Annotated in this window: 24 protein-coding genes and 2 tRNA genes; 14 read left to right on the top strand and 12 right to left on the bottom strand. The window is 64.8% G+C overall.

All coding sequences use genetic code 11. The features are described from left to right. The first annotated feature begins 49 nt into the window (after positions 1 to 49). Both AOP74_RS10650 and AOP74_RS10645 read left to right on the top strand, forming a co-directional pair. Positions 50 to 1,126, top strand: a complete 1,077-nt coding sequence (locus tag AOP74_RS10650) for a CobW family GTP-binding protein (protein WP_061962340.1) — start codon at positions 50 to 52, stop codon at positions 1,124 to 1,126. A gap of 54 nt (positions 1,127 to 1,180) precedes the next feature. Beyond that, positions 1,181 to 1,257, top strand: a tRNA-Ile gene (locus AOP74_RS10645). Between the two features lie 223 nt (positions 1,258 to 1,480). Here the strand turns inward: AOP74_RS10645 and AOP74_RS10640 are convergent. The 4 genes from AOP74_RS10640 to AOP74_RS10625 all read right to left on the bottom strand — a co-directional run bounded on the left by AOP74_RS10640 (position 1,481) and on the right by AOP74_RS10625 (position 4,512). Beyond that, positions 1,481 to 1,840 carry a hypothetical protein gene (locus tag AOP74_RS10640; RefSeq protein ID WP_061962339.1) on the bottom strand — a complete coding sequence of 120 codons (360 nt, stop codon included), beginning with the start codon at positions 1,838 to 1,840 and terminating at the stop codon, positions 1,481 to 1,483. Positions 1,841 to 2,159: 319 nt separating this feature from the next. After that, positions 2,160 to 2,897 carry an SDR family NAD(P)-dependent oxidoreductase gene (locus AOP74_RS10635; protein WP_061962338.1) on the bottom strand — a complete coding sequence of 246 codons (738 nt, stop codon included), beginning with the start codon at positions 2,895 to 2,897 and terminating at the stop codon, positions 2,160 to 2,162. Between the two features lie 153 nt (positions 2,898 to 3,050). After that, positions 3,051 to 3,707, bottom strand: coding sequence for a Crp/Fnr family transcriptional regulator (locus AOP74_RS10630; RefSeq protein ID WP_236683810.1), 657 nt, complete (start codon positions 3,705 to 3,707; stop codon positions 3,051 to 3,053). Between the two features lie 121 nt (positions 3,708 to 3,828). After that, positions 3,829 to 4,512 (bottom strand): class I SAM-dependent methyltransferase, encoded by a 684-nt coding sequence (locus AOP74_RS10625; protein ID WP_061962337.1) that lies wholly within the window; start codon positions 4,510 to 4,512, stop codon positions 3,829 to 3,831. Between the two features lie 181 nt (positions 4,513 to 4,693). Here AOP74_RS10625 and AOP74_RS10620 point away from each other — a divergent pair, with 181 nt between their 5' ends. Beyond that, on the top strand, positions 4,694 to 6,136 hold the full coding sequence (locus tag AOP74_RS10620) for a dihydrolipoyl dehydrogenase family protein (RefSeq protein ID WP_061962336.1): 1,443 nt from the start codon (positions 4,694 to 4,696) through the stop codon (positions 6,134 to 6,136). A gap of 15 nt (positions 6,137 to 6,151) precedes the next feature. Here AOP74_RS10620 and AOP74_RS10615 read toward each other — a convergent pair whose 3' ends face one another. Together AOP74_RS10615 and AOP74_RS10610 are read right to left on the bottom strand one after the other, a co-directional pair. Next, the gene (locus AOP74_RS10615; protein WP_061962335.1) at positions 6,152 to 6,781 is read right to left on the bottom strand and encodes a CDP-alcohol phosphatidyltransferase family protein; all 630 of its coding nucleotides are present in this window, start codon (positions 6,779 to 6,781) and stop codon (positions 6,152 to 6,154) included. Next, positions 6,778 to 7,545 (bottom strand): TVP38/TMEM64 family protein, encoded by a 768-nt coding sequence (locus tag AOP74_RS10610; protein ID WP_082096268.1) that lies wholly within the window; start codon positions 7,543 to 7,545, stop codon positions 6,778 to 6,780. Before AOP74_RS10610 ends, AOP74_RS10615 begins: the two co-directional genes overlap by 4 nt. 160 nt (positions 7,546 to 7,705) lie before the next feature. On the opposite strand from AOP74_RS10610, the gene AOP74_RS10605 reads away from it, so the two are divergent. The 6 genes from AOP74_RS10605 (at position 7,706) to AOP74_RS10580 (ending at position 13,627) form a co-directional block, all read left to right on the top strand. After that, entirely contained in the window at positions 7,706 to 8,938 is a 1,233-nt protein-coding gene (locus tag AOP74_RS10605; RefSeq protein ID WP_061962334.1) for an ABC transporter substrate-binding protein, read from the top strand. Further along, positions 8,935 to 9,771: an ABC transporter permease gene (locus AOP74_RS10600; RefSeq protein WP_061962333.1), complete on the top strand. Its 837-nt coding sequence runs from the start codon at positions 8,935 to 8,937 to the stop codon at positions 9,769 to 9,771. Before AOP74_RS10605 ends, AOP74_RS10600 begins: the two co-directional genes overlap by 4 nt. Then, complete coding sequence (locus tag AOP74_RS10595; protein WP_082096348.1) at positions 9,768 to 10,649, top strand: ABC transporter permease; 882 nt, start codon at positions 9,768 to 9,770, stop codon at positions 10,647 to 10,649. The genes AOP74_RS10600 and AOP74_RS10595 overlap by 4 nt, the downstream gene beginning before the upstream one ends. After that, positions 10,646 to 11,725 (top strand): ABC transporter ATP-binding protein, encoded by a 1,080-nt coding sequence (locus tag AOP74_RS10590; protein WP_061962331.1) that lies wholly within the window; start codon positions 10,646 to 10,648, stop codon positions 11,723 to 11,725. Before AOP74_RS10595 ends, AOP74_RS10590 begins: the two co-directional genes overlap by 4 nt. Before the next feature lie 514 nt (positions 11,726 to 12,239). After that, positions 12,240 to 12,314 (top strand) — tRNA-Pro (locus tag AOP74_RS10585). Positions 12,315 to 12,841: 527 nt separating this feature from the next. Then, positions 12,842 to 13,627, top strand: coding sequence for a DsbA family protein (locus tag AOP74_RS10580; RefSeq protein ID WP_061962330.1), 786 nt, complete (start codon positions 12,842 to 12,844; stop codon positions 13,625 to 13,627). Positions 13,628 to 13,723: 96 nt separating this feature from the next. Here AOP74_RS10580 and AOP74_RS10575 read toward each other — a convergent pair whose 3' ends face one another. From AOP74_RS10575 to AOP74_RS10565, 3 genes are read right to left on the bottom strand one after another with little or no spacing between them, the layout of a single operon-like run. Then, on the bottom strand, positions 13,724 to 14,182 hold the full coding sequence (locus AOP74_RS10575) for a hypothetical protein (RefSeq protein ID WP_061962329.1): 459 nt from the start codon (positions 14,180 to 14,182) through the stop codon (positions 13,724 to 13,726). Then, positions 14,179 to 15,447, bottom strand: a complete 1,269-nt coding sequence (locus tag AOP74_RS10570; protein ID WP_061962328.1) for a hypothetical protein — start codon at positions 15,445 to 15,447, stop codon at positions 14,179 to 14,181. Before AOP74_RS10570 ends, AOP74_RS10575 begins: the two co-directional genes overlap by 4 nt. Beyond that, positions 15,444 to 16,652 (bottom strand): SHOCT domain-containing protein, encoded by a 1,209-nt coding sequence (locus AOP74_RS10565; protein WP_061962327.1) that lies wholly within the window; start codon positions 16,650 to 16,652, stop codon positions 15,444 to 15,446. Before AOP74_RS10565 ends, AOP74_RS10570 begins: the two co-directional genes overlap by 4 nt. A 122-nt stretch (positions 16,653 to 16,774) precedes the next feature. Between AOP74_RS10565 and AOP74_RS10560 the strand changes: the two genes are divergently transcribed. Both AOP74_RS10560 and AOP74_RS10555 read left to right on the top strand, forming a co-directional pair. After that, positions 16,775 to 17,080: a DUF1905 domain-containing protein gene (locus AOP74_RS10560; protein ID WP_061962610.1), complete on the top strand. Its 306-nt coding sequence runs from the start codon at positions 16,775 to 16,777 to the stop codon at positions 17,078 to 17,080. 34 nt (positions 17,081 to 17,114) lie between these two features. Then, positions 17,115 to 17,636 carry a gluconokinase gene (locus AOP74_RS10555; protein ID WP_061962326.1) on the top strand — a complete coding sequence of 174 codons (522 nt, stop codon included), beginning with the start codon at positions 17,115 to 17,117 and terminating at the stop codon, positions 17,634 to 17,636. 76 nt (positions 17,637 to 17,712) lie between these two features. Here the strand turns inward: AOP74_RS10555 and AOP74_RS10550 are convergent, their stop codons facing one another. Then, the gene (locus AOP74_RS10550) at positions 17,713 to 17,919 is read right to left on the bottom strand and encodes a CsbD family protein (protein ID WP_061962325.1); all 207 of its coding nucleotides are present in this window, start codon (positions 17,917 to 17,919) and stop codon (positions 17,713 to 17,715) included. A gap of 91 nt (positions 17,920 to 18,010) precedes the next feature. Further along, positions 18,011 to 18,862, bottom strand: a complete 852-nt coding sequence (locus tag AOP74_RS10545; protein WP_061962324.1) for an NAD(P)H-hydrate dehydratase — start codon at positions 18,860 to 18,862, stop codon at positions 18,011 to 18,013. Between the two features lie 82 nt (positions 18,863 to 18,944). On the opposite strand from AOP74_RS10545, the gene def reads away from it, so the two are divergent. After that, complete coding sequence (gene def, locus AOP74_RS10540) at positions 18,945 to 19,439, top strand: peptide deformylase (RefSeq protein ID WP_061962609.1); 495 nt, start codon at positions 18,945 to 18,947, stop codon at positions 19,437 to 19,439. Here def and AOP74_RS10535 read toward each other — a convergent pair. Continuing rightward, on the bottom strand, positions 19,436 to 20,089 hold the full coding sequence (locus AOP74_RS10535) for an NAD(P)H-hydrate epimerase (RefSeq protein WP_061962323.1): 654 nt from the start codon (positions 20,087 to 20,089) through the stop codon (positions 19,436 to 19,438). The two genes, def and AOP74_RS10535, sit on opposite strands and share 4 nt — an antisense overlap. A 173-nt stretch (positions 20,090 to 20,262) precedes the next feature. On the opposite strand from AOP74_RS10535, the gene AOP74_RS10530 reads away from it, so the two are divergent. Further along, positions 20,263 to 20,760, top strand: coding sequence for a DUF3145 domain-containing protein (locus tag AOP74_RS10530; protein WP_061962322.1), 498 nt, complete (start codon positions 20,263 to 20,265; stop codon positions 20,758 to 20,760). Between the two features lie 11 nt (positions 20,761 to 20,771). Then, the gene (locus AOP74_RS10525) at positions 20,772 to 21,134 is read left to right on the top strand and encodes a nuclear transport factor 2 family protein (RefSeq protein WP_061962321.1); all 363 of its coding nucleotides are present in this window, start codon (positions 20,772 to 20,774) and stop codon (positions 21,132 to 21,134) included. Positions 21,135 to 21,233 lie beyond the last annotated feature (99 nt).

The raw sequence follows: 21,233 nt of genomic DNA, 5'->3' as shown, positions 1-21,233 counted from the left end.
GCCAACGTAGTAATGATAATCGTTCTCGTCAAGTGGTACGGTTTTCCTCATGACAGCTCCGTTCACCATCTCGATCCTCAGCACCATGGACCCCGTGATCCGTGCTTCCGTCTCCTTCAGCCTTGCTCTCGAGCGCGCCGACACAGTCGTAATCCACCACGATCTCGTCGGCGATGAGATCCGCCGTGTGGTCTCTGACGCCAGTGGAGTCGTGGAGACCGACGCCACCGAGCTCGAGCACGCGTGCCTAAGTTGTGCCGTCCGTGAGGACCTGATCCCCACCTTGGAGAGGCTCCGGGCACGTGGGAGGTGGACGCGTGCGCTGGTCGCGTTGCCCGTTACAGCCGAGTCGGCTCCCGTCACCCGCGCCCTGAACACTGCCTCCCGTCGCGGGGGAGAGCTCGCGGGAACTCGGCTGGGGGCTGTGATTTGCGCGGTGGATGCCACCACCATTGCCGACGACGCCTTTAACTCCGACTTCCTTGACGACCGCGGACTCTCGTTGGTTGAAGACGACGGTCGTGTCGTCGCTGAAGCAGTAGCGCCGATGCTCGCTCACGCCGACCTTGTGGCGATTGTGGGCGATGGGCCGGTCAGCGGTGAGGCCGTTGCGACGGTGGGGCACCTTCGCGGACGTGGATCGTCCGTTGTGGCCGGCCCTGCAGAGACCCTTGATGGCGACGCGATCATGGCTCACGAGCACAGGTGCCACCGGGCCATGGGGCGCGTCGACCCACTCCGCCTCGAGCGCCACGTCGAACCTGACAGCAATGGCGTATGGTCCATCGACCTCGTCAGCACCAAGCCATTCCACCCCGATCGGCTGCGTGAGCACCTCGTGGAACTGGGAAGTCACGATGCGCGCACCCGCGGCCACTTCCGGGTCCCCACCCGCCCAGGCGAGCCGTGCGCGTGGGAGGGCGCCGGCCGGCAGGTCAGCGTGGGTTCCTTGGGCAGTTGGGGACGCAACCGCCGTGCAACCCGCCTCGTCGTGACGGGTCGTGGGCCAGAACGAGAGAGCATCGCGCGTGCATTTGACGCATGCCTGCTCCGTGACGACGAAAGGCACCTCAATTGGGCCAATGGCGACGATTTAAGCGATTGGTTGGGTCCGGTAGACGGCTAGACTGGCGCGCATCCACAGCACGCGGCCTCGATGAGGATGCGCGCATGCGGAGTCGGGCCAGTAGCTCAGCCGGTTAGAGCAGCGGACTCATAATCCGTCGGTCGTGGGTTCAAGCCCCACCTGGCCCACCATCGGTGTCCACTCGGTATTGCCTGGTTCATACACTCGGTATTGCGCGATGGGGCGCGGATAGCTCATTTTTCTAGGTGGATGGCGCCGTCTTGCGGTTGGTGACGCGCTAGGAGCTGGGTGGTGTGGTTCGGGGCGTGTCTTTCGCCGCGTTTTTCGTGGTCTTACGTCGCTGTTGGGGGTGTCGGTGCACGCTTCGCGGCCGGCGGTGGGCCGGCTGCGGGGCTATGCGACTTCTGGGATGTCGGGCACGATCGACGGGGGTGGTGGTGGCTTGTCGGCCGGTTCTGCCATGGTGCGTCCGGTCACGCGGTGCGGCGAGTGGTCCTTGTCGTCGGAGCGTCGCCAGGCGTGGCCGAAGGGTGACAGTGGAGTGAAGCCTGGATCGCTGAGGGGCTCGTCGGCCTTCTTGAGGAATCGCAGCAGTGAGTGGGCGTTGGTGGCGATGCTGCGCGCGAGAATGGCGATGACCTGCTTGCCCATGCCGACGTGTCGCCGGTCTCCGGCTTGGGCGAGGCTGCCGAGCAGGCTGTTCTTGGTTTCGCCGTTCTTGCCTTCGATCCGGTTGCGCTCGGGGCCGTACACGGCAATCCACTCCGCTTTCCCTCGGAAGCTGTGTCGCGAGTCGCGGGCGCCGACTGGTTTTCGTACACCCGCCCGTCCCACTGTCAAGCAGTCTTGGGCCGGCTACCTCAATGTTGGCAACGTCCAAAACGGGTGCCGGGGCGCGAATTTTGGTCGAGGGTGGGGCTGTCTGGCTTGGTAGACACGGGCTGCCGCCTACCGCGCCGTTTCTCTTGCTAGGCGGCAAGATCGCACGCTCCCGCCCGTCGTGCTAGCGAGGCAAACTTGGTCCACCGTGCCCAGAGAGGTCATTTTGCGTGGGGCGCACTCCTGAGGCGCCTTAACCGGCGGAGCGGCCGCCGTCGACCAGCATGATCTGGCCGGTGACGTGGGTGGCTTGGTCGCTGGCGAGGAACAGCGCGACGTCGGCGGCTTCGTCCGACGTGCCCACACGCCCCTGGGGTACCTGCTGAGCCAAGGTCTCGATGAGGTCATCTTCAAGACCGTCGAGCCAAGGAGTGCGAATGATTCCCGGGGCGACCGCGTTGACGCGGATTCCCTTGCGTGCGTACTCGAGTGCAGCAGTCTTGGTCATCATGACCACCGCTCCCTTGGACGTGATGTAGGCGGCTGCAGTGGGGGTGGCGTATAGCCCGCCAATAGAGGCGGTGTTGACGATGGCGCCCCCGTCATCGAGCATCAATCGCAGGCCCATGCGTTGCACCATGAATGCTCCCCGCGTGTTCACGGACATGACCTTGTCGAATGAGTCCATCGGATACTCGTGGCTCAACGCCATGACACCGTTGATACCCGCATTGTTGAACAGGACGTCGATGCGGCCATAGCGGTCGCGAAGCCAAGCTTCGAAGGCATCCACAGCGGTCTCGTCTGCGACATCGAGTTCGTAGCCGACTGCAGTGTCGCCTATCGCTGCCGCCACTTGGTCTTGACTCCCGGAGAGGTCCACAACCACTACTGTGGCGCCCTGCGCCGCGATCTTCTTGGCGATGGATTCGCCTAGGCCTGAAGCGCCACCGGTGACGACGGCGATCTTTCCCTCGAACGTGCGTGACATTACATTTCCTCCTTCGTTGGTGGAATAGTTGTCAGCCCATTCAAATAGATAAAGGCGCTTCGCGCATGGGACCATAGTCCCTGGTTGATGCGGCTACTGGGTGGCCGTGAACTTCGCCGTGATCTGGTGTGGGTTGGTCGGGGCCCGGCCGTCTTACTCCATGGTCTTGGACAGCACAGTGAGCTGATCAAGGTCGAGCAATACGATGCGGCCGCGTGACTGCCGGATGAGCCCTCGCGCCGCGAGGTCAGCCATGGTCTTGCTGGTGGACTCCCGGGTGGCACCCAGGAGCCCTGCGAGCTGGTCGTGTGTGAGGCGGATTGTGACGTGCCCTAGGCGGGACCGGCGTTGCGGCTCAGCAAGCCTCACGAGCGTGCTGGCGACCCGCGCCAGTAGTGGCCGGAGGGCAAGATCGGTGAGCCGCTCTTCGAGCCGCGCAACCTGGTCGCCCAAGTGCCGAGAGATGCGCACAGCGATGCGTGGGTCTGACAGGAGGTGCTGCTCCACATCTACCACGCTCAACTGACAGATCGAAGTGTCCTCGATGGCCTCTGCGTAGTTGTCGTACATGCGCTGGCCCACAAGCAACATCTCGCCAAAGACGGCGCCCGGCTCCAGGATTGCCATCGTGAGGGCCTTGCCATCCTCGGTGACGCGGAAGATGCGTACGCGACCGCTCTTGAGGATGAAAAGGGCCGTAACCGGCTGGCTCTGGCTGAAGACGAGGTCACCGTTGCTGAAGGTGCGCTCGGGTGCCATCTGGTCGAACGCAGCGATCTCGTCGGGGGAGAGGTCCGCAAACAGATCCACATCGCTGAGGCAACTGAAGGACTCGTCACTGGATGGAAGCAAGGGGTTGGTCTCCCGACGGTTGGGTGCCCAGGGACGCTGGTCCGAGTCCGGCGCCCTTGTGACGCCGATGGCGCATGCCTCAATCATGGATGGCCGGACCGGAATGTGGCGTTCGCAACGCCGACGATGTGTCCGCGGCGCTGCGGCCTCGGGTTCCGGCGCCCACCTGAATGTGCCCGCCGCGCAGTCCCCTGACCTCGACGCCGGCGCCATCTGCCTCCAGCAGCGTCCAAGGGTGGGCGTTGATGTCGGCGCCCCCCATGGCGCACGCCAGGCGGGCCAGCGGCTCCAGCAGGCGGGCAAGGCCCGTCGGAGCCCGCATATCGACAATGCAGACCCGGCTACCGGGATAGGTGACGGCGCGCACACACTGCCACACCGCATCCGGGTCATCGGTGACGCTCATCGCATAGGTGGAGAGGACGGCGTCGGGAGTGCGCCCCTTTAGGTCAGCTGCTGTGAACCGTGTCGCATCGGCTTGCACCAGGGTCACGTTGGGCCACAGGTGACGGTCGACCCGCGCTCGCGCAACGTCCAGCATCTGAGGGCTCCGGTCCAGGCCAAGGACATGACCCGTGGGGCCCACTGCCTCGAGCAGGAGCGGAAAGTTCTTCCCTGTGCCGCAACCCACATCGAGCACGGTGTCACCCGCGCGGGCACCCAGCATCTGAACACCCTCGACACGGCCTGCGCGGTAGAGCCACTCGCCAGAGAACTGGTCGTAGTAGCGCGCGCCGCCGCCGTAGGAGAACCGATCACTCATGTCAGAACTCTAAAGTGTGTGGTGCACGGCGTCTGTGTGCGAGATCACCGTGCCATCCTGGCCTTCATTGTTGTGATGGTGGAGAAAAGGCTGTGTGCGCTGCCGTACAGACGGCGCGTTGCAGGGCCGGTAAACAAGGGTGGGCGGCTGATGCGCAGCCGCGTATGACGGAAGGAAGCGGATGCCGAACTCGAAGCCATGGGACCTTGTGGTGATTGGCGGGGGTAGTGCTGGGCTGGTGGCGAGTAAGACGGCGGCCGGCTTTGGCGCACGGGTTCTACTCGTTGAGCGGGCCCGGCTGGGGGGAGATTGCCTGTGGACCGGGTGCGTCCCCTCTAAGGCTCTGATCGCGGCCGCCCACGGCACTGCGACAGCTGCACGTTTGCGCGGTCCGGCGGCACCACCGTCAGCCAGGGACGATTTTCGTGCCGCCATGGAATCGGTGGACCGGTCTATCAACTCGATCGCTCCTACGGATTCCCGCGAAGCCCTGGAGGCTGCGGACGTTACCGTCATGACGGGCGACGCGCACTTCACCTCGGATCACAGCCTCAATGTGGACGGAGAAGAGGTGCTGTTCCGCCAGGCGCTCATCGCGACCGGGACCCCTCCTGCGCTGCCGGATATCGCAGGTATGGACGATGTCACAGTACGCACGAGTGAAGATTTCTGGGACCTCAATGACCTTCCGGGCCGCCTTGTGGTGCTGGGTGGCGGTGCCATTGGATGCGAGCTGGGTCAAGCCATGTCCCGGCTGGGCTCCCAGGTGACCCTCATCCAGCGAGGGCCGCGCCTGCTGCCTAAGGAAGAGGAATCCGCAGCCCACATTGTGCACGCAGCGATGGAGCGCGACGGCGTCACGATCATGACCGGCACGGGCGTTGAATCCCTCCGTGGCGCGGGCGGGGGAGCGGGAGTCCTGACCTTGGACGACGGTAGCAGCGTGGAGTTCGACACTCTCCTGGTCGCGTACGGACGCGCGCCGCACACCAAGGAACTGGCTTTGGACCGCGCCGGGGTCAGCACCGATGCTCGGGGGTACGTGGGTGTCAACGGCATGCTTCGCACCTCACACCCTCGTATCTGGGCTGCGGGTGACGTGACGGGCTTGCCCAAGTTCACCCACACCGCAGGTATGAATGGCAGCGTGGCGGCCACCAACGCGATTCTTGGCCTGCGCCGCACCGCGGAAGAGCGCGTGATTCCTCGAGTGACCTTTACGTCTCCAGAAGTGGCAGCCGTGGGCCTTCAGGAGGCCGATGCCGACGCTCAGTCTCACCGTGTGGTCACCTGGGAGCACCAACACAGTGACCGCGCCATTGCCGAGGCGGATACGGACGGCTACACCCGGATTGTGGTGGATCGCCGGGGGCGGATCCTAGGCGGCACCATTGTGGGACCGCGTGCGGGCGAGACTGTCGGGGAGCTCACGTTGGCGGTGGGCGCAAAGCTCTCGACTAGCACCATCTCGAACGTTATTCACCCGTACCCCACATTTAACGATGCATTGTGGAATGCCGCTGTGGCCGATGTCCGGCACCGGCTTGGTAGGGGCGCGGTGGCCGTCGCAGTGCGCGTCCTGAGCCGGGTGCGTTCTGGCGTCGTGGGCCGGCGATCGGTGTAGCGGTGGGCGTGGCAGTCAGCGCAGGATTCTGATCGCGCTGACGATCCGTTGCACTGCGCTGATGAATACAAAGACGGACCACACCAGCGCGATCTGCCAGGCGAACCATGGCAGTACCAGCCACAGGCTGTGGACCACGATGGTCTCCGTGCCTTCGGCAATGCGACCCAGGAAAGACAGCGACCTGCCATCGTTGATCTGGTGCCCGGTGCGTTCCGCGATGGAGGAGAACGCCAAGAATGCGGTGCCGTTGATGTAGTACGCCAGTAGCACCAGCAAGAACGGCCACCACGGAGCATCGAACCCCGCTGTGGCTCCCAGGGCGATGCCCACCACGGTGGCGCCGTAAACGATGAAGTCCGCAACAATGTCGAGGAAGCCACCCACCTCACTGCGCCGCGCGTGCGGGTCTAGCCGCAGTCGCCGGCGAGCTAACGTCCCGTCCAACCCGTCCAACGCCCGGGAGACCAGCCATGTCGCTAGCGCGGGAATCCACAGTTGAAACCCGGCAAGGGCCGCACTGGACAGTCCAATAACCATCCCGAGCAGCGTGAGCCCATTGGGCGTGACCCACGGCCTGTCGAGGTGAGCAGCGATCCATTCCATGGGGCGGCTGAGCGCCTGCCGCACGGCGACGTCCATCATTGCGGTGCCATCGGTTCGGAGGAGGATGCTTCCGCGGAAGCCTCCGGCGCAGGTACGGCGTGGTGGGATGTCGCCTGGGCCGATGCAGGGGTGCCTTCAATGCTTGCGGCAGCCGAGTTCCCCGCGCGAGTGCGGGCGCGGACTGCGTAAAATGCGCCACCGATGGTGAGCAACCCCAGGGCACCCATTGCGACAAAGAACGACCACTCAAGTGAGAATCCGTACGCGCCCACGGCAACATAGGCGGCGGTGCCGGGAATCATCCCGATCATGCTGCCCAGCACGTAGTTCCACAGTCGCACGGTGGTGAGGCCTGCCCCATAGTTGAGCACGGTGAACGGGACCACTGGAACGAGCCGTGCCCCCAGCACCCCCAGTAACCCCCGGTCTTTGAGGAAGTGGTCGACTTGAGCGAGCCGTCTGCCGGTGAAGTGCTCAATGATGTCGCGCCCCAGGACACGGCTGATGACAAAGGACAGCAGGGCACCACCGAGCGCGCCGGTGTACACAATGAGGAAACCAATGGGGAGCCCCCACACCGCCCCTGCCGCGATGCTCACCACATTCTTGGGGGCAGGGGTAAGTGAGACAAGTGCGTACCCCACCGCAAATGCGATGGCCGCCCAGGCGCCGCTACGTTCCGCTGCCGCGCGCACCTCGTCGACGCTGGGCAGCGGCACAGTCAAGGTGACAATGATCGTGCCCACGATGACGAGCGCGAACAATGCCGCACGCCATTTCACGCGGGGGGTCAAGTTGTGCACGCTCACCAGCCTAACGAGCGCGAGTAGTTCACTATGTGAGGTGGATTACCGTTCGCCCGCGGCCTACGCCTGTACTGTGGCGGCTCGTCGTGAATCCGCCAACAAAGGACCATCCGTGCCATTTCGCTCGCCTCGGCCCCGCCATCGTCTGCCTCGTGTGATGGGGGCCATCGCGCTAGCAGTCGCTGGGCTCTTGACGCTGAACGCCTGCACAACACCGGACTCTTCAAGCGACACCTCCACATTGGCTACCTACACCGAGTGGAATGAGGTCCTTGCGGATGCAGACGGTCAGACGGTGGACCTGTGGATGTGGGGTGGTGACGAGCAGGGCAACGCCTACGTCGATAACGTTCTTACCCCCGCGGCGGCGGAGCGTGGCGTGACCCTGAACCGGGTGCCGATTGCAGACACGGGGGAAGCTCTGAACCGCATGCTGTCCGAGGTGCAGGCCGGCCGTACCGATGACGGCTCGGTGGATCTTGTGTGGGTTAACGGCGACAACTTCCGCACGGGACGTGAGGCGAACGCTTGGCTGTGCGAATGGACCAGCCTGCTCCCCAATATGGAGCTCGTGTCTTCTGCGGACCCGTTGTTGACTGAAGACTTTGGCACGCCGGTCAACGGTTGTGAAGCGCCGTGGAACAAGGCTCAGTTCACTTTTGCGTACAACTCGGATGTAGTCACCGACCCGCCCACCACCGTTGCGGGGCTGCTCGAGTGGGCTGAGGATCACCCTGGCCGCTTCACCTACCCCGCGCCCCCTGACTTCACCGGTTCTGCATTCCTCCGACACGTCTTGTACAGCGTTTCCGGAGGCTATGAAAACGTGCCTGCGGAGTATACCGAGGCGGACTTCGTTGACCTCACACCCGAGCTGTACGACACCTTGGCCGGTGTGGCTCCGTTTCTGTGGCGTGGGGGAGACACGTATCCGGCAGACTCCGACCAACTCAACTCGCTGTACGCGGATGGCCAGGTTGACTTCACGATGACCTATGGGCCGGCGACCCTCACCCAGTTGGTGGAGGACGGCACCTACCCGGCCGCTACGAAGGTCCTCAGCTTGGAGGACGGGACGCTGGGCAATGCAAGCTTCCTTGCGATCCCGGCAAATGCGGCCGATGCCGCGGGGGCAATGGTCGTGACAGATACGGCTTTGTCTGTGGAACAGCAGGTGGCGAAGGCCGACCCCGCCACGTGGGGTCAGTTCACGGTGGTGGACTATGACAAGTTGTCAGAGAATGACCTATCCGCATTTAAGGCACTACCGGAGTCTCCGGTGGTGCCGTCTTTTGACGTGCTGTCCACGGACGCCAATCCAGAACTTGCAGCCGAGTGGGTGCCCGCCCTCGATGAAGGCTGGCGCACCAGCATTCCAGCAGGCCGATGACGCCGGGACCCGCCAGATTCTTGGTGTTGGTTGCCGCGATTCCCGCGGCAATCGTGGTCGTCGGTGGGTTGGGCTTCACCGTGGCGCAGAGCTTGGGACTCTTGCCGTTGGTGGGGCCCGCGCGGTTGTCTGTCGACGCGTACACGGGCGTTGCCAGCGAACTGCCGTCCTCGATTGCGGTGTCCGTGGGCATTGCCGTGGCGTCTACCACACTCGCCGTGCTCGTTGGCGGTACGGCTGCTGTGCTGATCGTGGCCGGAGGTCGCCTGGCCCGCGTGCTTATTGGGTTGGGCGCGGCTACGGTCACGGTCCCGCACCTCATCGGGGCCGCGGCCATAGGCCTGCTGCTCGCTGACTCGGGGCTGCTGGCGCGGACTTTTCAGGTACCACCCACGGACTGGCCGTCGTTGGTGGGCGGACCCTGGTGGGTTGCAGTCATTCTGGAGTATGCGTGGAAGGAAGCTGCCTTTGTAGCACTCGTGGTGGCAGGCACGCTGACCACTCGTGTGGCACGGTTCGACGAAACTGCTGCGGTGCTGGGGGCAAATCGGGCAACCCGGCTGCGCCTGGTGCTTCTTCCACTGGCCGCACCGTCGGTGATCCTCACAGGCGCTATCACCTTCATCTACACGCTCGGGTCTTACGAGGTGGCGTGGTTGCTGGGGCGGACCTACCCCGAGCCTCTCTCAGTGATGGCAGTGCGTCTGTATGGAGAGGTCAGTCTCACTACCCGGCCAGAGGCTGCCGCCGTCGCAGTCGTGATTGTCACTTTGTCCACGCTCGTCGCCGCAGCAGCCTTCACCCTGCTGCGACGATCGGCGGTGTGGCGATGAGCGTCTCCCTCCGCTCGGTGCCACCCCCGGCATCGGCCCCACGCAGTCCCGTCAGGCTCCAAGGCGACCCCGGCCGCCCGCTGACCACGTCGCGCGGCATGAGCCGTATGGCCCGCCAGGGGCTGGCGCTGCTGCTGATTGTGTGGTTTGCCCTTCCCTTGGTGCCGCTGGTGCTGTGGGGCCTGGCCGAACAATGGTCTTTCCCCGCGCGGCTCCCGACCGAGTGGGGCTTGGGTGGGGTGTCGTCCGCGCTCGCGGCCGGTGGAGCCGAAGCTTTTGCGCGGTCCCTCACACTGGGTCTCACGGTTGCGACGATCGCGACCCCGCTGGGAGCCGTTGCCGCGCGTGGCCTCGTGAACGGCTGGGCGCCTATGCCGCGGACGTTGACGGCGCTGCTGTTCTCCCCACTCTTGATCCCGGCATTCGTCGCGGCTCTGGGGACCAACATCCTTTTGCTCCGCGCGCACGTTCCGCCGGTGATGGGCCTGGTGTTGGTGCTGGTGGCCATGGCCGTGCCGTACACGGCGTTCGTCTTACGCACTGCGTACGCTGCACACGATGTGGGCTACGAGGAGGAGGCACGAACGCTGGGAGCCTCCCGCCGCAGGGTGCTCTGGCAGGTGCACATCCCCCTGCTCACCCCGGCACTGGCACGGGCGGCCTTTCTTGCCTTTTTGGTGGGGTGGAGCGACTACATCGTCACCGTCTTTGTTGGCGGCGGGCAGGTCGTCACGCTGCCTCTGGTCACCGCATCTGCGGCCTCGGGCGTTGGAAACGACGCCGTGGTTGCAGTTCTCTCTCTTGCCGCGATCCTCCCTCCGGTGGTTCTTCTCGCGGTGCTCGCGAATAGCCGCTGGCGAACGGAAGGTGCAGTATGACGACTGCCATCACTCTTCAAGCGGTCAGCAAGGAGTTCAAACGACACCCTGTGCCGGCGCTGCGCGGCATCGACCTGGACATCCTGCCGGGGACTCGCACCGCGTTGCTGGGCCCCAGTGGGTCCGGAAAGAGCACCATTCTGCGGATCATCGCTGGCTTGGAGGATCCCAGCGGAGGCCAGGTCCTCATTGACGGGCGTGACGTCACGGGGGTGCTGCCTGAGCGTCGCGGGGTTGGGATGGTCTTCCAACGGTCGCTGCTGTTTCCACACCTGTCTGTCCTCGATAACGTGGCCTTCCCGCTACGCGCGGCAGGTGCCTCGCGGCGTGCGGCTCGCGCGGCCGCGGTGCCCTATCTGGATCTGGTTCAACTGCCCGACTATGCGGATCGCAACGTCGCTTCCTTGTCGGGAGGCCAGCAGCAGCGGGTAGCGATTGCTCGTACCTTGGCTGCCCGTCCCACCGTCCTGCTGTTGGATGAGCCGTTCAGCGCACTCGACCCTGACCTGCGCGCAGACATGCACGGACTCTTGGCAGAGCTGCGCACGGAGCTACCGCCCACCATCGTGATGGTGACGCACGATCGGGATGAGGCTGCGGCTGTGGCTGACCGTATCGCGGTGGTCGAGAGTGGGGTGGTGCTTCAGCACGACACGGTCGAGCGCATCTATTCACGCCCGTCATGCCAGGCGGTGGCTCGCCTCATGGGAGGGCGCAACGCCGTACTGGGCGTCGTCAGCGGGGCAGTGCATTCATCAGATCTAGGGCAGGTGGCGGTGCCCGAATCGGCTCCGGAGGGGCCTGGGGTCCTCGTCGTGAGGCACGAGTCGGTGCAGCTTCTTGGACGGGGCGCGGCGGCTGCCCACCCAGGGGAGGTCTACACGGGCACGGTTGCCCAGGTGACGCGCAACGGCGCACGGCGGTCCGTGACCTTAAGCCGTGGCAACGCAGCGATTGAGGCGGATGTGCCTCCCGGAGTTGACGTAAGCGAGGGGTCGACCGTGGTGTTCAGTTTTGTTGACGGGGCACCGTCGGTGGTTCCGATTGAAGCGCACGCCGCCCCGGGCCAGAGTTGACGTGGTGGCGGACGTCATCGCAATAGCGCCCACCTGGGGGTGCCTGCCTTCTTCGCTATGACGTATTCACTCGTCACCGTTGAGTTGGGTGTTCGATCACTTTCCTGCTCGCAGCACATCTCGTCCCACGCCCGCACTCCCGACGCGCGACGTACATGGAGCGCTGGGACAGCGGGGAAGGCGGCTCGATGACGCATGAGAATCCTCTGGCCCGTGGCCCTGCGAGAGTTCAGGATGCAAGGTAGGCGGCAAGGGTATGCCAACTGGAACTCAATGAGGCGACAGTAGATGGCCGTTACAACACACGCCATCCGCCGTGGACGACCGGTGGCATCGCTGACTTTGCGGGCATATCGCTGACCGCCGGGTGCTCAGCCAAGAGCGCCAACGTCGGCGACGCCAGTACGGAAGCCACGGCGGCCGCCGCTCAGGCGGTTTCTGGGGGCCGATGCCGCACTTGAGTCGTGCGCATGAGCGTAGACGTACTAGAGCTGCCTCGCTCGGCAACGAGTGCTCGTGGTGTAGCGCAGCTTGGTAGCGCATCTGGTTTGGGACCAGAGGGTCGCAGGTTCAAATCCTGTCACCCGACGCAGGGTGCCCTCGCACTATGCAGACGCGATTCCACGCGCAACCCGGACGGCGACACCTAGACCCCGTCACCACTCGGCGAGCCTTGCCGCCCACGGCGCGCGAAGTGCCCGGGTCTCACGTATGGGCTCGCAGGCCTGACCCGGCTGGATCGACAGTCTGCCGCACCGATAGGTCTCAAGGTCTAGCCATGCGTCTAGAGTCACGTTGGTCGTCGTGATCGTCGCGAGGACGATGGATCTGCCGCGGCCTCGATTGGCAATAGCTGACGGGAGCGACGCGTTAGTTAGTCCGGTCGCATCGGTACTGGTACATGTGGAGTTTATCGGGGTGGCCCCGGCCGGGATGGACTGTACGAAGAAGTGCCATGGACTGGGGGGCTCCCGCACGAGGGCATATCCCCCGGTCAGTCAATTCCGAGTCTTGGCCACCATCGAGCCCGGGACTTTGGGCTCAGGGCAGCATCGATTCGCGCGGGTAGACATGGTGGTGACCCTTTTGTCCCCATCACTTACGTCGAGGTGCGCCGTGCCCGCTCAGCCTGAACCATTCCGGTTTGCCCGTGTCAGCAAGATTGCCGCGCTCACAGGCGCGCTTGCGATTGGGCTTGCGGCCTGCAGCACGGAGGTCTCTGCAAACCAGGCTGATGGAGCGAACGAGACTGCTCCGGCCGCGTCGGCAACCCCAAGCCCTTCCGACTCCCCGTCTGCCGAGGTTGCAGTGGGGGAGCTTCCGTGGGGACCTGACTCGTTTGGGGCAGTGCCCATCGGCACGGATGGCGCTGCGTACGGCGACGTCGCTACCGGGGACGTTCCCGTCATCGATGTGTACGCCGACTTCGCCTGCCACTACTGCATGCTGTTCGAGGCAGGCGTCGCGCCCGCGCTCGAAGAGCTTGCGAGCAGCGGCGACGCTGTCGTCGTCTATCACCCGGTCTCGATCCTGGACCGCAACTTCCCATCGAAGTACTCGACGCGCTCAGCGGCAGCCGCACTCGCGGTAGCCAACACGGCACCCGAGGTCTATCTCGAGTTCACGGCCTCGCTCATGGCCAGTCAGCCCGACCTGCCCGAAGACGGCTGGACAGAGGACCAACTCGCGGACCTCGCACTTGAGGTCGGGGCTCCACAGGAGACGGCCGATGCGATCTTGTCCGACGAGTACGAGGAAGCCATCACGGATGCGACCGTCGCCGCGTTCGACGGCGGCATGTCGGGAACGCCGTCCGTCGCCGTCAACGGCGAGCTGCTCAACTATGAGGAGATCAACTACATCGAGCCTGGCGTGCTTGTGGAGTACCTCGACACGCTTTAGCCGACTCGACGGTCTGCCCGCAACGGAGCAGCCAGAACCGCGGGAAACCACGAAGCCCGGGCGTCACAAACGCCCGGGCTTCGTGCTGATCTCGTGCTAGCCCTGGCGCGCGTCTCCCTGTTCAGGATCGGTGCGAGACTCGCCCGCGGCATCGGCCGCATCGTCTTGTGAGGTTGCCTGCTCAGTGGGCGATTGCGGCACCTGGCCCAGCATCTCCTTGATGTCGACGTACTGGGCACGGACCTCGGAGTTCTCGATGTTGCTTCCGGCCATGGTGCGGTTGCGCATGCGCCGCTTCTCTTGAAGGAACGTGTCCCACCGCTCAAGGTCGTCCATGGTCGACTTGGTCGTGTGCTCGTAGCGGTACCGCTTGTCCTGATTGCGATAGCGGCGGTAGAGCATCTTGTGCGCGAACACACCCACGGCGAAGGGCGCCACGCCCAGAATTGCAGCGAGAAAGAACCCGTCGCCGTCTGACCCCGAGGACGCCAGAATTACGTCTGCGTGAACGTGTGCGGCGTACGCGACTTCTGTCACCAACGCGGCGCCCATCATGACGCCACCATCGACACGAGGGCCAGCGGCCAGCAGACCGCGGCGGCTGCGGCGGACCAACCAAGCGTCGCGGCCCACAGCCTGCTCGCGCTGATGGGAACGGAACCCATCGTGGTGCCGTTGCGCCCGTTGACGGCGACGTAGTGCACCGTCAGATTGCCGCGCTCGTCGCGCTCAGGGTAGGAGTACAGCCACACCGGGAGGTAGACGGTGGTCCAGCGCGTACCGCGCACCCACATTTCCTCATGCGTAACGCGCACACCGCGGTCATAGGCGTGCAGGTCTGGCTTGATCCGCTCGCGGGCCATCGTCAAGAACCGCTCGTGAGTGGTGCGGGACACATCGTCGATATCCATGTCGCGTTTCTCCGCCTGGATGTCGCCCATGTAGTTGGAGTCAAACGCGACCATATTCTTCACGTCGAATGGCAGGATCGCGTTGATGATGTTGTTGGTGGAAACCTCTGTACGGAAATCCGCCTTCGACGCAGATGACTCCACGATGAGGTCGTCCGCCTGGAGATCAAACTGGCGAATGACTTGGTACTCGTTCGCGTCGTAGTACGTGGTGCGAGTGTCGCCGTGCTTCACGGTGTACCGACGGGTCTGGATCTCTCCGATGCCGTGAATACGGGTGTGAAGATTGCCGTCAACCACCATGTACGGCAGGTAGATGGGCCTTACGTGCTCGGCTGAGAAGTCTGCCTTGAACTTGGGGTTCGCGAGGAGCTTGCGGTCTTCGACAAACTCGGTGATCTTCGAGATCGCCTGGTCCCTCGACAAGCTGAAGGGGAGGATCCCGTCAGGCACTGCGCCATTGGCCATCTTGTCGTTGAGCGACAGGATCGATCGGCACCAGTGGCACCGGGCTTGCGCGGCGTGCGCGGTGTCCACAGTGACTTCAGCCCCGCAGCCCTGGCACTTCATCGTGACGAGGTTGTTGTCGGACTCGATCTGTGCGGCACCGGACGCGATGGTCCGCCCCGACAGGTCCTCGATGCCCTCTCCCAGGCCGTGGGTCTCCTCCAGACGCGCGCCAATCCATTCAAACCGGCAGAACTCGCACATCAGCGCCATGGTGCCGCTCTTGTGTGTGATTTCCGTGGACCCGCACTTGGGGCAGTCGTCCTGTCCGTGATCCTTGCCGGTCGTCGTGTCCAGGCTCGTGACCTGGCCCTTCCAGCCGTCGCCGAACGAGGGTGCGGGGCCTGCCGCCTGCTTCTGAGCCGGGGCGTCAGCCCGTGGCTCCCACGACTGTTCCGTCACAGGCCAAGAACCTTCTTCTTGACGGCGTCAAAGTCGTCCTGAGTGATGAGGCCCTCGTCGAGCATCGCTTTGTACTTGCGAAGTTCGGCCATGGGGTCGTCCTGTGCGGGTGCGGGGGTCGCCTGAGCCTGCTGCGCCGGAGGTGCCTGCTGCCCACCCTGCTGTGGGCCACCCTGGTTCGACATCAGACCGCCCAGCGCGCCGCCTGCAGCGTTCATCCCCATACCCATGAAGGCCAACCCATCGCCGCCGCCTGTCTCGCCCGCGGCCTGAATTCCGCGCGCCGCACTTTGACGCAGGAAGGAATCGCCACGCGCCCCAGCCAGGGCATCGGCCTTCTGCACGTCGGCGAGGAGCGCTGCGGTGGGCTGGTCATACTCAATTGCAACCAGCGCGGCCTTGTCGATGATGATGCCGCGTTCGGTCTGCCAGTGGTAGTTCTCTTCGATGACGTCCCACAAGGAGGTCGCGAAACCAAGGGCGTCGCCCTGAATGCGGGAGATACGGTTGCCGCGCTCACCGGCGTTGGTGTAGCGCGAGAACGCGGCTGACAGCGAGCCCACCACTTCGTTAAAGAGTTGGTCTGCCACGGGGTTGCCGGGAGCGTTTAAGTCGAAGACACCAGCGTTGGCGGACAGGTACGGCGCGGGGACGATGCTGGTGACAAGCAGGACGGGGTCGACGACCTTGAGCGTGTAGGAACCACGTGTGACAGCGCCTGCCTGGGTTCCCAAGTAACGGTCATCCCAGTAGATGGGGCCCTGGGTGCCGAAGCGGTTGTCCGGCACTTCCTTGAGCGACACGTAGAACGCCAAGTGCTGCGCGCCTGGCTGGCCACCGAACTTGAAGCGCTCCCACGACGTCTTGACTGTGGGGGAGATGATGCCATCGCCGGCGAACAGCGACTGAGCCTGCTGGTCCTCGGAGTTGTAGATATACCCACCGGACTCGGCGATGAAGTTTGTGATGCGGCCGTCCTGGAACGTCAGCAGCCCGTACCCAGCGGGAACCACGACCTTGGAGCCGTTCGAGATGATGTTCTCGCTGCCCTGCGTGTTCGCACCGCGGCCAGCGTTGGTGCCCTGCGCGACAGCAGGGAACAGGATGGCGGTGGGGGATACGCCCCGGGGAGGAACCAGGAAGTCAAGCCACTGGTCAGCGAAGGTGCCGCCAATGGCACCGGAAAAGGCCTTGATGAATCCCATGTGATCCCCTCAACGTAAATTTTGCAGACGATGCGGATCCACCCTAGCGAACCGCGCCGATTTTGTGGAGAGTGGCGCTGGCGTACCTGCGCCAGCGCTTTGGCACGCATAGGCTGGCCGGCATGGGAGAAACGTTCGCATTCACGGCTGCACTGTGGCCCTGGCGCGCCAAGCAGCAAGTGTGGACGTTTCTGACAGTGCCCGAGGGGATCTCTGACGACGTCGAGGGACGTCAGTCCGACCTGCGCCGGGGGTTCGGCGCGGTCAAGGTCCGCGTGACGGTGGGGACCAGCACCTGGGACACCTCAATGTTTCCCTCCAAGGAAAACGCCGCCTACATCCTGCCTATCAAGGCGGCGGTCAGGAAGGCCGAAGGCCTTGAGCTCTACGACGCGGTGGATGTCCACATAGAACTCATCGCGGTGTAGCAGGGGCGAATGGGGCCGACGTAGCATCGTGCACATGACCCGGACCGAGCGCGCCCAGCACCCGCACTTTGTCGTGATCGCCGGCCCCACGGCATCGGGGAAGTCCACGATCGGGGCGGCGCTGGCTGCGAGGCTTCAGGTGCCCTTCATTGATGGGGACGACCTTCACTCAGACGCGAACCGCTCCAAGATGAGTTCCGGCACGCCACTGTCCGATGAGGACCGCGGACCGTGGCTGACGACGGTGGGACGAACACTCGCGTCACACGCATCCGGCGGCGGGTGCGTGGTGGCATGTTCCGCGCTCGCGAGGCGCTACCGCGACGCGATCCGTGCGGAGGTGCCCGGTGTGTGGTTCGGGGTGCTCGAGGCGGATGCGGCGGAGCTCACGCGGCGTTCTTCTGAGCGCGCTGACCACTTCATGCCCCCGGCCCTCGTGGCATCCCAGATCGCGCTCCTCGAGCCCCTCGAGGACGACGAGGCGGGGGAGATGATCAACACGGCCGGCAAGACTATTCAGGAGATCGTCGACCACGCATTGACGCGGCTGCCGTAGGACGACAAAGCCCGGGCCCCGCTAGTGGCGGAACCCGGGCTTTCAGCGCCGTGCGGCGCGCGACCGCTAGGAGTTGCTACTCCTTGTTGCGGTCCGTCAAGTCGTTGTACTTCTCGGCAGCGGCATCCTTGGCATCCTCGACCTTGTCCTTGGCATCAGCCTTGAGTTGGTCGAACTTGCCTTCGGCTTCCATCTGCTCGTCGTCGGTTGCCTTTCCAAAGCCCTCCTTGGCCTTGCCCTTGGCGTCTTCTCCGGCATTGCTCAGTCGGTCAGAATCACTCATGGTCTTCGTCCTTCCTGGTTGACGGTGTGACAGTAGGAAGAACGCCATGGACGCGCTCAGTTATTCCGCGACTGTGAGCCGCTCCGGGGCCTCAAGACGTGAGAGACGCCAGTACCCCAGGAACAGCCCTGGCAATGTCCAGCGCCACGATGGGTCCGCCAGCGCTCGCGGCCTCGGCCGCTGCGGCGTGGACCCAGGCGGCGCAGGCGCCAGCTTCCGCGGCGTTCATTCCGCTCGCCAGCGCCGCCCCCGCGATTCCGGCCAGTACATCGCCCGACCCGGCTGTGGCGAGCCACGCGGGCGCCTCAGGAAGTTCGATCGTGGCACCGCCGGGGGAGACGATGACGGTGCGGGATCCCTTGAGCAACACAGCCGCGCGCGAGGTTTCCGCGAGCAGTCGCGCGTGACCGGCGCGGTCCGCGGAGACGTCCTCGATGGTGACGTCGTGGCGCAACGCCTGAAGCGTCCGCGCTAGCTCGCCGGCGTGCGGGGTGAGAAGTACCCGGTCGGAGGCGGCCTCGCGTGCACCCGCCGCACGGGCCTTCGCTACGGTCTCCAATGCGCCTGCGTCCACCACGAGGGGAGCGCCCGCAGCCATCGCAGAGCCAATCGCGGCGTCCTGTTCGGGATAGTCCGCTACGCCCGACCCAACCACCCACGCCTGTGCCCGCGGAAGTGTCTCCGCGGTGTCTCCCGGGTCGTGGACCACGACCTCAGGGCGATGATGGAGTACGAGGTCTTGAGCCCGCATCGGCCCTACATAGCGGACCATGCCCGCGCCGGCGCGGGCCGCACCGGAGACCACGAGCGCGGCAGCACCTGGATAGGCCTCGGAGCCCGCGATGACTCCCACCACTCCGCGCGAGTACTTATCGTCGGTGGCGCCCGGGCGCGGCCAGCGGGCGCGGACCGATTCCTTGTTCCAGGTGACTGCAGTGTTCACGCTCCCCACCCTGGCACAACGCTTCCCGCAGCGACAGGGACATGCTCGTGCGCGTGGAGCCGAGCATGAGAGAATGCCGCCCATGGCAATGCGTGAAATCCGAGTAACCGGCGACCCCGTCCTGCGTACGGTGTGCGATCCGATCCGTGACATCAACGACCAGGTCCGCACTCTCGTGGAAGACCTGCTGGAGACCGTCGACTACGACGGAAGGGCCGGATTGGCCGCCAACCAGATCGGTGTCTCGCTCCGTGCCTTCTCGTGGAACATTGACGGCGAGATTGGTTACATCCTCAACCCCGAGATCGTGGAGCGGTCGACCGACCTCCAGGAACTCGGCGACGAGGGCTGCCTGTCCGTTCCAGGGCTGTGGTACCCCTGCGAGCGCCCGTCATACACACGCGCCGTGGGCACCGACCTGGCTGGCAATGAGGTCGTGATCGAGGGCGAAGAGATCTGGGCCCGCCTGATCAACCACGAAGTCGATCACCTCGACGGTCACCTGTATCTGGACCGCCTGGCAAAGGACGTGCGCAAGCAGGCGATGCGCGAACTTCGCGAGTCCCTCGAGGGTTAAACGCCTGCCAGAGGTGGCACGCCCACCTGGGCAAGCACAATACGTCCGGCCGATGCTCGGGCTGGGTCCGCGCTCAGGCACGCCTTGTACGCGGTGAAGGTGACGGTCACGTCAGCGTGAACGTGGGGTGCGTCCGCGGCGGACGCATCGGCATCCAGGCCACTGGGGATGTCGACGGAAATGATCGGTGTCGAGCTTGCAATCGCGGCGACGAGACCCTCGGCGGGCTTGCGCAGGCCGGGTTTGGAGCCGATGCCCACGATCGCGTCGATCACGAGATCCGCGCCTGCGACGGCGCTGATTGCCGCTGCTGGAGCGTCGTCGGGCGACACCAGCTCGCCGCCAGCTTCTTCGCATTCCTGCATGGCGGCACCGTCCGCTGCGCCTGAGGTGAGCACACCGACAACATTGGCGCCCCACGCGGCGAGGCGCGCACCAGTAAGCAGGCCATCTGCGCCGTTGTTGCCCGAACCCGCGAGCACTACAACACGCGACCCGCGAACCCGGCCCCGAATAGAAGTGAGCATGGTGTCGGCCTCGGCGGCCACGGCATCGGCCGCTCGTGCCATCAAGATCGGCCCCGGAACGGAACGCATCACGGACTCCTCGGCGGCACGAATTTGCGCGACCGTCATGATCTGCTCAGGCATGCGCCGAGTCTGGCACATTCCGTCTGAGTGCGGCGGCTGGCCCTTCTCGGCGTGGCGCGACTGGTCTTTTGGCGTCCCTTCGGGCACGATAGAGACACACCGAGGCAGTGCCTTGAGTCGCTTTCGTAGATGAGGTCGTAGGGGAAGACGCACCTCAACAGGAAGGACGGGTCATGGCATCCATCACCCGCGGTGTACTTTTTGTGCACTCAGCTACGCGCGCAATGTGCCCTCACATTGAGTGGGCGGCGCAATCCGTGCTGGGCTCGCGCGCTTCATTCGAGTGGACTGACCAGCCTGCGGGCACAACCTTGTTCCGTGCCGAGGTCGCATGGCAGGGTCAGCCAGGCACCGGCGCCCGGCTCGCCTCCGCACTGCGCGGCTGGGAGCACGTCCGCTATGAAGTAACCGAGGACCCCTCCTTTGGCTCCGACGGTGCACGCTGGTCCCACACGCCCTCACTCGGTATCTTCCACGCGGTCACCGATGTCCACGGCAATGTTGTCGTTCCTGAGGACCGTATTCGCGCCGCCCTCGAAAACGGTGGCACCGTGACCGACTTCAAGCGTTCGATGGACCTCGCCCTGGGCACCGCCTGGGACGAGGAGCTCGAACCGTTCCGCTACGCGGGTGCCGGGGCGCCGGTCCGGTGGCTCCACCGCGTGGGGTAGCCTCGCGGCACATGATGGAACTTGCCCACGATGAGGCACTGACCCTCCAGGCGATGGAGGAGGCGATGTGGCGCCCAGATACCCGCTTCGATCGCCGCTACATGGATGCTGTGCTCGCCGAAAACTTCCACGAAGTTGGGCAGTCCGGACGCACATACACGCGCGAGGACACGTTGGAACTGCGCACAGCCGAGATCGACATCACCTTCCCCCTGCGTGACTTCTCCGCGGTCGCGATCTGCGAGGATGTCGCGCTCGTGACGTACACCGCTGTGCCCGAACGGGGGCGTGGCGCATCTCACCGCTCGTCCGTGTGGGTGAACGATGGGCGCTGGAAGTTGCGCTTCCACCAGGCGACGCCCGCAGACTTCTAAGACCCAGCATCGCCCCCCACCGCCTACGGCTGGCGACGCCTCACGGCACGCGAAAGGCCCCCCGCACTGTCCGGTGAGGGACGATGCGAGGGGCCAGTC

Source organism: Demequina flava (assembly GCF_000975035.1).
In the GTDB taxonomy this organism is placed as follows: Bacteria; Actinomycetota; Actinomycetes; order Actinomycetales; family Demequinaceae; genus Demequina; species Demequina flava.
Note: the sequence above shows the minus strand (reverse complement) of the source record. Positions and strands in the feature narration are given on the sequence as shown.